The sequence below is a fragment of the Caballeronia grimmiae genome, from assembly GCF_022879615.1.
GTDB lineage: Bacteria > Pseudomonadota > Gammaproteobacteria > Burkholderiales > Burkholderiaceae > Caballeronia > Caballeronia grimmiae.
Genome location: NZ_CP084274.1, coordinates 444,529 through 456,450 on the forward strand (window position 1 = coordinate 444,529; position 11,922 = coordinate 456,450).

Consider the following 11,922-nt stretch of genomic DNA (forward strand, 5'->3'; position numbering starts at 1 on the left):
GTATGAGCTCCAAACTGGACTTCGGGCGCGTACCGACTCCCGATGGTGTGAATGGCTGGTGGGAAAGTCTTCCGCCGCCGGCCAATGCGGTGAAAGTCGCTTCAACCCTTCGATTCGATTGGGTGGTCATCGGCGGAGGCATTACGGGACTGTGCGCGGCCCGGCGTCTTGCGGAGCTCGGTCCTGATTCGTCGATTGCACTGGTGGAGGCGGATCGCATCGGACGCGGCACGGCCGGACGCAACTCGGGCTTCTTCGTCGACCTGCCGCACGATATCAGCAGCGAAAGCTATTCGCGCAGCGTCGAAGCCGATAAAGCCGACATCCGCTTGCAGCGTCATGGAATCGACTATGTGCGGTCCGCCGTCATCGAACATGGAATCGACTGCGACTGGCGCGACGACGGCAAGTATCACGCCGCCGTCAACAAGCGCGGCAAGGGGGCGCTCGAGCACTTCGCCAAGGGGCTGGAGACCATTGGTGAAAAGTTCGAATGGCTCGACGAAGCGGCGATTCGCGCGGTGACGGGCAGCGATTTCTATAAAGCGGCCATCCTCACGCCCGGATGCAGCACGGTACAGCCCGCCGCGTTGATGCGCGGGCTGGCGGCTGCTCTGCCAGACAACGTCAAGGTATTCGAATCGAGCGCGGTGAAGGGCATCGAATCCGGCGCTGGTGTGAAAAGGCTTACGTTCGCCGAAGGAGAGATCGTCGCGAAGCAGGTGATTCTATGCACGAACTCTTACGCTGCCAGATTCGGGAAGGACGCCAACGGCTTGCTGCCCGTGTACACGTTCGCATCGATGACCCGCGTAATGAATCGCGATGAAGTGGCGAGGCTCGGCGGTCAGTCGTCGTGGGCGCTCATCCCGGCCGATCCCGTGGGATCGACGGTGCGCAGGTTGATTACCGATCGCATCTGTGTCCGCAATCATTTCGCGTTCCGGCCAGATGTAAGTATTTCGGACGCCGATATAAACAAAGCCAGGGCGATGCACCAGCGGTCTTTCGACCGGCGTTTCCCGATGTTGAAAGACGTCGAATTCGAATACACGTGGGGCGGCGCGTTGTGTCTGTCGGCGAATAGCGGATCGCTTTTCGGCAAGCGGGACGACGGCATTTATCAGTCGATCGGCTGCAATGGGCTTGGGCTCAGTCGCGGTTCGTCGGCGGGAAAGCTGATCGCCGAGTACGCACTCGGCAAATCGAACGAACTCGTGCAGCAGGTGTTGAAGCAACCCAAACCCCGTCCGCTTCCCGGCCGGCCGATCTCTGACATCGCTGTATCGACAGCCATTTGGTTCAAGGAACTCTCGGCAGGCGCCGAACTTTGATTTCGCGAGGTCAAACATGAGCACATACGAAGAATGGAAGCAGATGGCCGCGAACGCATCACTCGATGGCCGCGCGTTTATCAACGGCCAACGATGCGCGGCTGCATCCGAGGCAACGTTCGAAACACTCAATCCTGCCACGGGCAAAGTGCTGGCGAAGATCGCCCGGTGCGAGCAGGCCGATGTCGATCGCGCGGTGATTGCGGCCCGCGAAGCGTTCGAAAGCGGCGTCTGGGCGAAGGCCGCGCCGTCACATCGCAAGGCGGTCTTGCTGCGGCTCGCGCAACTCATCGACCAGAACGCCGAAGAGCTCGCGCTGCTCGAAGCGCTCGAAGCGGGTAAGCCCGTCAGCGAGTGCATGGGCCTCGACATTCCCGAATCGGCAGCGTGCATCCGTTGGCATGCCGAAGTAACGGATAAGCGCTATGACGCATTGTCGCCGTCCGGCGCGGGCGTCGTAAGCATGATCACGCGCGAGCCAATCGGCGTCGTGGCGGGCGTGCTGCCGTGGAATTTCCCCGCGCTGATGCTCGCATGGAAGATCGGTCCGGCGCTATCGGTCGGCAATAGCGTGATCATCAAGCCTGCGGAGCAGACGTCGCTTTCCACGCTGAGAATCGCGGATTTCGCGGCCGAAGCGGGATTGCCTGCGGGCGTGTTCAATGTCGTCACGGGCTTTGGCGAGGGCGCGGGTCAGGCGCTGGGCCTTCATCCCGATGTCGATCTCGTTGCCTTCACCGGTTCGACGGAAACCGGCAAGCGGTTCCTTCGCTATTCGGCCGATTCGAATCTGAAGCGCGTCGTGCTGGAATGCGGCGGCAAGAATCCGCAGGTGATCCTGCCCGACGTCGCGAATCTCGATCCCGTCGCGGAGAACGCAGTCGCCGCCGCGTTCTGGAACATGGGCGAGAACTGCAGCGCGGGCTCACGCATCATCGTGGCGTCGAGCAAGAAGGCGGAATTGCTCGAAAAGGTGCTCGCGGTGCTGGACGGCTGGAGAACCGGCGATCCGCTCGATCCTGATGTCAAGCTCGGGGCGCTCATCGAATCCGGTCATTACGACAAGGTGCTCTCGCACATCGAAAAGGCCAGGAAAGAAGGCGCGAATCTGGTGTGCGGCGGTAAGGCTGTGCAAACCGAATCGGGCGGCTGGTTCGTCGGGCCCACAATCTTCGACAAGGTCACGCCGGACATGAGCATCGCTCGCGAGGAAGTGTTCGGGCCGGTGCTCTGCATCATCGAATACGACGAAGTAGAAGACGCCGTGCGTATCGCCAACGATACGTGCTACGGCCTGGCCGCGTCGCTGTGGACCGACAACGTCAATCTTGCGCACAAGATCGCATCGCGGATTCGGGCAGGCACGGTTACGGTCAACTGCTTCGGTGAAGGCGACTTGTCGACGCCGTTTGGCGGCTTCAAACAATCCGGGTTCGGCGGACGCGACAAGTCGGTGTATGCACACGACCAATATTGCGAACTGAAGACGACGTGGATCAAGCTGGAAGACTAAGCCAAAAGGACAGGAAGAATATGCGAATAGGATTCATTGGGTCAGGCGGCATCACGCGTGCAGTCGTCACGGGTCTTTGCGATGGCGGCGCGAAGCATGAAATATCGCTTTCGCCTCGTAATGCCGAAGTGGCCGCGCAACTCGCGCAACTCGATGATCGCGTGCGGGTGTGTGAATCGAATCAGCAGGTTGTCGATGCGAGCGATGTCGTGTGCATCGCCGTCGTCCCGAACATCGCCGAGGAGGTGTTGCAAGCGCTGACGTTTCGGGCCGATCAGATCGTCATCAGCTTCGTGGCGGGCCTGACGGTCGAACGCTTGAAGCGATGCCTTCGCGGCGATCCAGCGATGGTTCGCGCCATTCCCTTGCCGGCGACGGCGCACGGAAGTGGCAGCACCGTCGTCTATCCCCGCAACGCGCAAGCGAAGGCGATATTCGATACGATCGGCACGACCGTCGAAGTGACAGAGGAAGCGCAGTTCGACTTGTTCTCGGTGGCGACTGCGACGATGTCGACTTACTACGGCTTCGTGGAGGCACAGGCGAAGTGGCTCGCGGCAAGAGGCGTTCCTTATGAGGGTGCGCGAGCATTCCTTGCGGGCTATTACTCCGGATTGGCAAAGCTGGCTCAGGTCAGCAACGACTCGTTCAGCGGACTGGCGAAGCAGTGCACGACCGAGGGCGGCATCAATGAACTGATGCAACAGAAGCTGCAGTCCGAAGGCTTCTTCGATCAGGTCGGCAGCGCGATGGACGCCGTCGAGAAGAGACTCTTGAACGGGAAGTGACACGGGCGCTTCGGAGCGCGACACGGATCCGGCTCCCCATAAAAAAAGCTGCGCGGTAAGATATGGAAGCTGTCGAGCCTATCGGCAGATTCCCGGAGCGTTGAATGCTCGCCGCGCGACAAGAGGTTCCAGACCATGCAGAAGAAGCAGATCTTCACTGACCGGTTGCTCGCGCAGATGCCTTCGCTGCGAGCCCTTAAATGCTTCGTGACTGCCGCGCGTTACGAGAACTTCACGCAAGCTGCCGACGTATTGTGCGTGACTCAGGCGGCGATCAGCAGACAAATAAAAGAACTCGAGGACTCTCTCGAAGTCGCGCTGTTCGATCGCTCCGGAAAACATATCGCACTGACCGAGGCGGGGCGTCTGCTTTACAACGCGTCCTATCTGTCGATCATGAATATCGCGGAGACCGTGGAGACGGTTCGGCGAGCGGGCCGCGCCGCGCTGACGATCTGTGTGTCGCACACGTTCTCCGCGCTTTGGCTTGCGCCGCGCATGCAAGCCTTCAGGAAACACTTCCCCGATGTGAAGCTGCATGTGATCGTCACCGATCACTTCATGGAGTTCGACAGGCTCATTGACCCTGACATCATCATCACGAAGAACCCGCCGCGCGAAGCCGAATACGAAGTCGAACGCCTGTTTCATGATGTCGTGTACCCGGTCTGCAGCAAACGGTTCTTCGACGAAGAATATCGCGGCAGAAAGGTGTCCGCGCTGGACCTGCTCGTGCATCCCACCTTGAACCTGTCGCCTTTGGGCCGAACGCAAGTGTGCGAGCACGTCGACTGGCGCGTATGGCGCAACTGGTTTCAGCAGGGCGAATCCGGCGAGCGGCTGGTCGAGACGGATCATCTCGAGAGCAATGACTATCGCCTGCTCGTATCGCAAGCCGAGGAGGGCGAGGGCACTTTGCTCGGATGGCATCACCTCGTGCATCGGCAAGTGCAACAGGGCGTGCTGGTGCGCCCGGTCGAAGAAAGCCTCGTATTTCGCGATCGATATCACTATCTCATCACGCATAAGAACGCAGTCGAGCGGCCCGAATACGAGCTGTTCCGGACGTGGCTCGTCAGCGAGGTCAAGGACATGATGGCGAGCTGGCGCGAAGACGCCGAAGAACGTGTGGTCTCGTGAAACGCCTTTTTCGTTTCAATACAACCGACGCATATGACCGACAAAGACATCGCCTTTGATGAAGCGAATATTGGCCGCCGGCTTCACACCATCGAGGACGACGCGTGGGAACCCATGCTCATCGAAGGAAAGCGCCACCCCGGTTTCTGGATCATCCCGTTAGTCGACGATGAAAGCGGCGCCTGGACAAGCTACTGGATGCGGCTGGAAGCAGGCGCAAAGTCTCTGTTTCATACGCACACGTCGACGGAACTGCTGTTCATCAAGGACGGCGTGTACACGGACCAGGACGGTACAGACGTGACCGCGGGCCAGGTCGTGACGTTTGCGAAGGGCACATCGCACTGGGCTTATTCGCGGGAAGGATGCACGGTGCTCGTCGTGACGAACAGCGAATCAGCGTTGTAGGCGAGGGTTTTTTGTAAGCGCAGTGCTGTTCAAGTTTCGTCGGATGAATGCGCGGTCACGCACTTAAATAGTGCGGTGGGTGGGTTACGGTAGCGCAACAGAAAACAGAACAGGTCAGTTGCGCCATGAACCTTGTCAAAGTTGCCCCGCACGAACTAAAAATTGGAACGCCCCTGCCTTTCGCGGTGTATTCCGCAACCGGCAAATTGCTTCTCACGCGAGGCTATTGCGTGCGATCGGAAAGCCAGCGTGACAGGATCCTCACGGCAGGCGGATTCCGCGACGACGCTGCGCCAGCGGATCGTACCGAAGCGCCCATGCCTGCGCCCGCCAACCTGCTCATCTCGACCGCGAAGCACGACGCTCCCGCACGAGAAAGCGCCAGCCCGGTGACGAGCATTGCAGGCACCTTGCCGAAGGTGATCGACGCGATGCAGTTGTCGATTGTCGGACACACGCACGCGCCCTTGCAGACCGATTACGTCGGCTCGATTGACGGACAAGCGCTTCTATTGACCGCCACGACCGGACACGAGCTATTCGAACCGGGTGTGGAAGTCGAGTGCAAGGCGCTGCGCGGCCGAAAGGTTTATATGTTCCGCAGTACGGTCATCGGGCGAAGCGAGTTGCCAGTAAGACTCGTCTATCTCGCGCAGCCGGACATCGTGCGTACGCATATCGTGCGAAAGCATGTGCGTGTATCGACGGAACTGGCGGGCAGGCTCATTCGAAACGACTGTATCGCGGCGGGCTTCGACGTCACCGTCGTCAACGTGAGTCTTGGCGGCGTAGCATTGAGCGCAACCGATGTCATCGTGAACGTCGGCGAGCACTTCAAGCTCTCGCTGCGGCTGCGCGCCGACGGCAAGCTCCATGCAGTCGTGTTGAACTGCATCGCGCGCAGTCTCCGGCATGTCGACGGTGCGGTGCTCGTCGGTGTCGAGTTCAGCAATCGCACTCCGGACATAACGGCTCTGCTCAGAGCACATCTGTTCGAAATGGCGACGGGCAGCGGGGCCGACTGAATGCGAATGCCTGCGTGCTTAAAACGGCACTTCGCCGACATGCCATAGCACGCCCGAAGGATCGAATACGAATCCGACCTTCATGCCCCAGCTTTGCATGGCAGGCGGACGTGCTGCGTTCACTTGAAAGCGGCCAGCGAGCGCTTCCGGGTTCATCTGCTGCCACCATGCGTCGACGTCTCTCACCAGCAACTGCAGCATGCAGTTTTCAGCGAACTCCTTCACGTAGTAGTTCTGCAGGATAAAGCTGAAGCTCTCGGCTTTGAGCATCGCGATCTCGCCGTCCTCGTGCGAAATGCGAAAACCGAGTGCCTGATAAAAGCGCTTCGACACGTCGAAATCTTTCGCGGGCACGAATGGCCGCAGGGAGAGAAGTTGGCTCATCGTTCGAATGGGGGACGAGTGGAAGAGCGGACAGTGTAATCGACGTCTTCTTTTTCTCGCGCAACTAACTGTCTTTCGCATCGCCCGACTATATAAACGACGAGTGAATTCATCGCCATTCAGGCTTTGCATTGAACTGTCTCTGGTCTGCAAGGCCATCGTCATGTCAGCTTGATTCTTTGAGCGGCGCTACAATCCCGAAGCCTTGCAATGCACAGCCGCCGGTGCCATCGCGTCAAGCGGCGGTCGAACTGATAACGACTCAACCCCGCGACGCATGTCACCCTCAGGCCGTTGGCCGCCGTCCACGCGGCCAACCAATTGCGCTACCGCTTTAGTCAACGCACAAGCCCGGAGCCGCTCATGACCACGCTTTCCATCAATGGCCAGTCTCATACCGTCGATGCGCCGCCCGATATGCCGCTGCTTTGGGTGCTTCGCGATATCGTCGGCCTGACTGGCACCAAGTTTGGCTGCGGCATTGCGCAATGCGGCGCTTGCACAGTGCATCTCGATGGCGTCGCCGTGCGCTCTTGTGTGCTGCCGATCGCGGCTATCGGCGATCGCAAGGTCACGACGATCGAAGCCGTCGGCGAAACGCCTGCGGGCAAGAAAGTGCAAATGGCATGGAATCAACTGGACGTCGTGCAGTGCGGCTATTGCCAGTCGGGGCAGGTCATGTCGGCGGCAGCCTTGATCGCGACCGTTCCTCATCCGACCGACGCGGATATCGACGCTGCAATGGCCGGCAACATCTGCCGCTGCGGAACCTATAGCCGCATTCGTGCGGCGATCAAGCAAGCAGCCAAGGAGGCGTGAGATGTCGCGAGGATTACTCGAAGCGGGACGCCATCACGCTTCTGCAGGCTTTTCGCGCCGGTCGTTCCTTAAGTTCGGATTGACAGCGAGCGTTACCGCGAGCGGCGGATTTCTCATTGGCTTTAGCGTGCCGGCCGCGAGTCAGGACCAAGGAAAAGGCAAGTCCGTCATTGGCGGCGACGGAGTAGAGACGCCGCAAGACGGTGTCTTCGCGCCGAATGCTTTCGTGCAGATCGACAAGACCGGCAAGGTCGTGCTGATCATGCCGAAAGTGGAAATGGGGCAGGGTGTCTACACCGCATTGCCGATGCTGATTGCAGAAGAGCTCGAAGTGCCACTGGATAGCGTGACGATCGATCATGCGCCGCCCAATGAGAAATTGTTCATGGACCCGCTGTTGGGCGGGCAATTAACGGGCGGTTCCACCTCCGTTCGCTATGCATGGGAGCCGATGCGCAAGGCGGGCGCCGCCGCGCGCATGATGCTGGTTTCGGCAGCCGCGCAGCAGTGGCAATGCGATGCGTCGACGTGTCGTGCAGAGAACGGCAAGGTCGTTCATGCAGGGGACGGCCGCAGCGCAAGCTATGGCGAGCTTGCGCAAGCGGCAGCGAATGTGCCGGTGCCTAACGATATCAAGCTGAAAGACCCGAAAGACTTTCGCATCATCGGCACGCCGGTCAAGCGCCTGGATTCGCCCGAAAAATCCAACGGCACAGCGGTCTTCGGCCTCGATGTCCGTTTGCCTGGAATGGTCTATGCGGTCATCGTGAACTGCCCGGTATTCGGCGGCACGCTCGCCTCCGTCGACGACACTCACGCCAAGAAAATCCCGGGCGTGCGTCAGGTCATCAAGTTCGATAACGGCGTCGCCGTAGTAGGCGACCACACATGGGCCGCCAAGCGCGGGGCCGCGGCGCTTGCGATTCAATGGAATGAAGGCGCGGGCGCGAACGTATCGACTCAAATGCTCTTCGATGAGATGGCGAAGGCATCGGAGAAATCAGGCGCGGTCGCGCGCAAGGACGGCGATGTAGGCAAAGGCTTCGCTAATGCCAAGACACGGGTCGATGCCGTATATCAACAGCCGCTGCTCGCGCACGCAACGATGGAGCCCGTCAATTGCACGGTGCATGTGCGGCCCGATGGATGCGATATCTGGATTGGCACGCAAGTGCCGACGCGCGTTCAGGGCGCAGGCGTTCAGGCGACCGGATTGCCGCCCGAGAAGGTCGTCGTGCATAACCATCTGTTGGGCGGCGGCTTCGGCAGACGGCTCGAATACGATATGGCGACGCAAGCGCTCAAGATCGGCAAACAGCTTGGCGTGCCCGTGAAGCTGACTTATTCGCGGGAAGAAGACATACAGCACGACATGTATCGTCCGTGCTACTACGACAAACTCTCTGCGGCGCTCGACGCAAACGGAAAGCCGATCGCGTGGACGCATCGCATCGTGGGATCGTCCGTGCTTGCACGATTTGCGCCGCCTGCGGTGAAGGACGGACTCGATCCTGACGCGATCGAAGTTGCAGCCGACCTTCCCTATGACTTGCCCAATCAGGTAGTCGACTATGTGCGTCAGGAACCGCGCCATGTGCCGACTGCGTTCTGGCGCGGTGTCGGGCCTACGCGAGGGACGTTCGTCGTCGAAAGTTTTATCGATGAACTCGCGGTGCAGGCAAAGATCGATCCGGTTCAATACCGGCGCGACTTGCTAGGCAAGACGCCGCGTGCACGAAACGTACTGGACGTCGCGACGCAAGCGGCAGGCTGGGGCAAGCAATCCATGCCGCAAGGACAGGGACGCGGTGTATCGGTGATGCACGCGTTCGGCAGTTACTTCGCGATGGTCGCGGACGTCACGGTCGACAAGGAAGGCGGCGTGAGAGTGAATCGCGTCGTATGCGCGGTGGACTGCGGCATGGTAGTGAATCCGAATACAGTGGAAGCGCAGGTGCAGGGCGGCATCATCTTCGGCATCACCGGGGCGCTTTACGGAGAGATCACCATCAAGAATGGCCGCGTCGAACAAAGCAACTTCACCGACTACCGCATGCTGCGCATCGATGAAACGCCGCCTATCGAAGTGCATATCGTCAAGAGCAGTGAAGCGCCGGGTGGTATCGGCGAACCCGGTACAGCCGCGCTGGCGCCTGCCATCACGAACGCCATCCACGCAGCAACCGGCAAGCGGCTAAGGCAATTGCCGGTCGGTTATCAATTGCGCAGCGCCTGAGGAGGCCAGTCATGACGAACATGTTCACGCCTCTCAAGTTGACGCTCGCCGCAGCGAGCGTTGCGCTTGCAATGGTTCCGCTGGTCGCGCGTGCCGATGCCGCCAGCGATGCGCTCGTCTCGCGAGGCGCTTATCTGGCCAAAGCCGGCGACTGCATCGCCTGCCATACTGCGCCGCGCGGCAAGCCAATGGCAGGCGGCTTGCCGATGACGACACCGCTCGGCGCGATCTACACCACGAACATCACACCGGACCCGGATACAGGAATCGGCCGTTATAGTCAGGACGACTTCTCGCGTGCCGTGCGTGAAGGCGTTGCAAAGGATGGCCACAATCTCTATCCCGCGATGCCTTACCCGTCCTATGCCAAGATAAGCGACGCGGACATGCAGGCGCTTTATGCTTATTTCATGCATGGGGTATCGCCTGTCAAGCAAGCGAATCGTGAGCCCGGCATGAAATGGCCGCTCAATATGCGCTGGCCGCTCAAGATCTGGAACGCGTTCTTTCTCGACAAGGGCGTCTACAAGGACAAGGCCAACCAGGACGTCGCGTGGAATCGCGGCGCTTATCTGACGCAAGGCCTGGGACACTGCGGCGCGTGTCATACGCCGCGTGGCATTGCGTTCCAGGAAAAGGCACTCGATGAAAGCGGCGGCGCCTATCTGACCGGAGGCTTGCTCGATAACTGGTTCGGCTCGAACCTGACCGGCGACCACAACACCGGACTCGGGCGATGGTCGGAGCAGGAGGTCGCGACGTTCCTCAAAACGGGCGCGAATGCGCACGCGACCGCGTTCGGTTCGATGACGAGCGTCGTCAACAACAGCACGCAAGCCCTCAGCGACAGTGATGTTGCCGCAATGGCGCGCTATCTGAAGTCACTGCCGGCTGCTGGCGGCAATGGCAACCCGCCTTATTCGTATGATCCCAAGGCAAGCAAGGTGTCGTTGACACGGCCCGCTCCGACTGAGTCTGGCGCGCGCGTGTATGCGGCGTTCTGCATGCACTGTCACGGGATCGACGGTCGCGGGTTTGCACCGATGCTCGCGCCGCTCGCCGGCAACCCCAACGTGCTGGAGAAAGATACGTCGTCGCTGATCAACGTGACGCTGAACGGCACCGAGGATCTCGTGATTCAGGGCGTGCCCGCGCCTTATCCGATGCCGCGCTATGCGCCGGTATTGAATGATCAGCAGATAGCCGACGTCGTGACGTTTATTCGCGGCGCATGGAACAACAACATGCCGGCTGTGAAGGTCGAAGACGTGGCGAAGATGCGGAAGTCGACGGAAGCGGCACGTTGAGGCCCGCCGTTTTTTCCGATTCGAAGGCGCTCAGGAAGAAAAATCAATGACGTCGAGGTGGATCGAGTTCGACGGATGGGCCAGGAATTTCCGATGCACGCGGGCGCTGATGCGCTCGTAACCGTCGCTCAACGCTTTTAATAGGCGCTCGTCGCTGGCCCCGGCGGGCGCCCAGAAACACTGCTCCAGTGCCTTGCGGGTGATGTTGCATTGGATTTCCCGTTCGCGCGTGAAGGCGACGAAGCTGACCGAAGCGCGGTCCGCCGATATAGTGGCATTGATCGAGAGCTTGCTTGTCATGATTCGACAGGAGTGTCCGGTTCGCTTTATTTTATTTTGTCAGAATTCAGCGTTTTTGCGCATCCTTCTTGCAGCGCGCAACGTGCGCAAGCGGGCATATGTTGAACGTATGCCTTTGCTTGGTAACTAAACGATCGTTCGTAAAAACCGCTATCAATAATCGTCGCGAGTCCGGCCTCGACAAAACGCGGGCAAGAAAACGAAACGAGACTTGCTCAGGTGTACTACTCTAAGAACCGTCACCGAAGCCGAGCCGCAGGGAGAAACCATGAGGCATGCGTCGCTGATGGACCCGTGGAGTTGCACCCTCGCCATGCTGGACGACCGAGCGAGCCGTGGCGTTCGCTCGAACGATATTCACGGCAGCCGCAATGACGCTCATTGCGCGCGTTCGGTCAATATCCGGCTCGTGGAGCGTTTGAGCGAGTCGACACTTGCACTATCGTGGCACGACCCGACGTCGTTCAATTACTCGGAGCAAGTCTGGGCGCTTTGCACTGCACGCAAGCGGGGCGTATGCGTGCTGAGTGGCGAGACGATCCGGCGCGGGCAACCTGTGTATCGGCCAAGACGCGTAGGCAGTTGTGTGCCGCTCAATAGCGGAGCGATGATCCTTGCCTTTGCGCTTGCACCTTGGGATCAGGAATCGCACGCGGAGTCGGAGTGAT

General features: G+C 59.8%; 12 protein-coding genes. 10 read left to right on the forward strand and 2 right to left on the reverse strand.

Going from position 1 to position 11,922, the window contains the following annotated elements; translation table 11 throughout:
* Positions 1-2: 2 nt before the first annotated feature.
* The 6 genes from LDZ21_RS25405 to LDZ21_RS25430 all read left to right on the forward strand — a co-directional run bounded on the left by LDZ21_RS25405 (position 3) and on the right by LDZ21_RS25430 (position 6,208).
* Positions 3-1,334 (forward strand): NAD(P)/FAD-dependent oxidoreductase, encoded by a 1,332-nt coding sequence (locus LDZ21_RS25405; protein WP_244796882.1) that lies wholly within the window; start codon positions 3-5, stop codon positions 1,332-1,334.
* 16 nt (positions 1,335-1,350) lie between these two features.
* On the forward strand, positions 1,351-2,847 hold the full coding sequence (locus tag LDZ21_RS25410) for an aldehyde dehydrogenase (RefSeq protein ID WP_244796883.1): 1,497 nt from the start codon (positions 1,351-1,353) through the stop codon (positions 2,845-2,847).
* 20 nt (positions 2,848-2,867) lie between these two features.
* Complete coding sequence (locus LDZ21_RS25415; RefSeq protein ID WP_244796884.1) at positions 2,868-3,635, forward strand: pyrroline-5-carboxylate reductase; 768 nt, start codon at positions 2,868-2,870, stop codon at positions 3,633-3,635.
* Between the two features lie 135 nt (positions 3,636-3,770).
* Positions 3,771-4,775, forward strand: coding sequence for a LysR substrate-binding domain-containing protein (locus tag LDZ21_RS25420; RefSeq protein ID WP_244796885.1), 1,005 nt, complete (start codon positions 3,771-3,773; stop codon positions 4,773-4,775).
* Between the two features lie 33 nt (positions 4,776-4,808).
* On the forward strand, positions 4,809-5,183 hold the full coding sequence (locus tag LDZ21_RS25425) for a cupin domain-containing protein (RefSeq protein ID WP_244796886.1): 375 nt from the start codon (positions 4,809-4,811) through the stop codon (positions 5,181-5,183).
* A 317-nt stretch (positions 5,184-5,500) separates the two neighbouring features.
* Positions 5,501-6,208, forward strand: a complete 708-nt coding sequence (locus LDZ21_RS25430) for a flagellar brake protein (protein ID WP_244796887.1) — start codon at positions 5,501-5,503, stop codon at positions 6,206-6,208.
* 18 nt (positions 6,209-6,226) lie between these two features.
* Here LDZ21_RS25430 and LDZ21_RS25435 read toward each other — a convergent pair whose 3' ends face one another.
* On the reverse strand, positions 6,227-6,592 hold the full coding sequence (locus LDZ21_RS25435) for a VOC family protein (protein WP_244796888.1): 366 nt from the start codon (positions 6,590-6,592) through the stop codon (positions 6,227-6,229).
* Between the two features lie 363 nt (positions 6,593-6,955).
* Here LDZ21_RS25435 and LDZ21_RS25440 point away from each other — a divergent pair, with 363 nt between their 5' ends.
* From LDZ21_RS25440 to LDZ21_RS25450, 3 genes are read left to right on the forward strand one after another with little or no spacing between them, the layout of a single operon-like run.
* Complete coding sequence (locus LDZ21_RS25440; protein WP_244796889.1) at positions 6,956-7,411, forward strand: (2Fe-2S)-binding protein; 456 nt, start codon at positions 6,956-6,958, stop codon at positions 7,409-7,411.
* Position 7,412: 1 nt separating this feature from the next.
* On the forward strand, positions 7,413-9,647 hold the full coding sequence (locus LDZ21_RS25445; protein WP_244796890.1) for a xanthine dehydrogenase family protein molybdopterin-binding subunit: 2,235 nt from the start codon (positions 7,413-7,415) through the stop codon (positions 9,645-9,647).
* Between the two features lie 11 nt (positions 9,648-9,658).
* Positions 9,659-10,954: a c-type cytochrome gene (locus LDZ21_RS25450; protein ID WP_404980601.1), complete on the forward strand. Its 1,296-nt coding sequence runs from the start codon at positions 9,659-9,661 to the stop codon at positions 10,952-10,954.
* A 30-nt stretch (positions 10,955-10,984) separates the two neighbouring features.
* Here LDZ21_RS25450 and LDZ21_RS25455 read toward each other — a convergent pair whose 3' ends face one another.
* On the reverse strand, positions 10,985-11,254 hold the full coding sequence (locus LDZ21_RS25455; RefSeq protein ID WP_244796891.1) for a DUF1488 family protein: 270 nt from the start codon (positions 11,252-11,254) through the stop codon (positions 10,985-10,987).
* 313 nt (positions 11,255-11,567) lie between these two features.
* Here LDZ21_RS25455 and LDZ21_RS25460 point away from each other — a divergent pair, with 313 nt between their 5' ends.
* Positions 11,568-11,921: a DUF3331 domain-containing protein gene (locus tag LDZ21_RS25460; protein WP_244797303.1), complete on the forward strand. Its 354-nt coding sequence runs from the start codon at positions 11,568-11,570 to the stop codon at positions 11,919-11,921.
* The last annotated feature ends 1 nt before the right edge of the window (position 11,922 follow it).

Bases quoted from the DNA above. Each gene is read 5' to 3' on its own strand.
- LDZ21_RS25420 (WP_244796885.1), top strand. From the start codon at position 3,771: ATGCAGAAGAAGCAGATCTTCACTGACCGGTTGCTCGCGCAGATGCCT.
- LDZ21_RS25430 (WP_244796887.1), top strand. From the start codon at position 5,501: ATGCCTGCGCCCGCCAACCTGCTCATCTCGACCGCGAAGCACGACGCT.
- LDZ21_RS25440 (WP_244796889.1), top strand. From the start codon at position 6,956: ATGACCACGCTTTCCATCAATGGCCAGTCTCATACCGTCGATGCGCCG.
- LDZ21_RS25460 (WP_244797303.1), top strand. From the start codon at position 11,568: ATGCTGGACGACCGAGCGAGCCGTGGCGTTCGCTCGAACGATATTCAC.
- LDZ21_RS25405 (WP_244796882.1), top strand. From the start codon at position 3: ATGAGCTCCAAACTGGACTTCGGGCGCGTACCGACTCCCGATGGTGTG.
- LDZ21_RS25410 (WP_244796883.1), top strand. From the start codon at position 1,351: ATGAGCACATACGAAGAATGGAAGCAGATGGCCGCGAACGCATCACTC.
- LDZ21_RS25445 (WP_244796890.1), top strand. From the start codon at position 7,413: ATGTCGCGAGGATTACTCGAAGCGGGACGCCATCACGCTTCTGCAGGC.
- LDZ21_RS25455 (WP_244796891.1), bottom strand. From the start codon at position 11,254: ATGACAAGCAAGCTCTCGATCAATGCCACTATATCGGCGGACCGCGCT.
- LDZ21_RS25450 (WP_404980601.1), top strand. From the start codon at position 9,659: ATGACGAACATGTTCACGCCTCTCAAGTTGACGCTCGCCGCAGCGAGC.
- LDZ21_RS25415 (WP_244796884.1), top strand. From the start codon at position 2,868: ATGCGAATAGGATTCATTGGGTCAGGCGGCATCACGCGTGCAGTCGTC.
- LDZ21_RS25435 (WP_244796888.1), bottom strand. From the start codon at position 6,592: ATGAGCCAACTTCTCTCCCTGCGGCCATTCGTGCCCGCGAAAGATTTC.
- LDZ21_RS25425 (WP_244796886.1), top strand. From the start codon at position 4,809: ATGACCGACAAAGACATCGCCTTTGATGAAGCGAATATTGGCCGCCGG.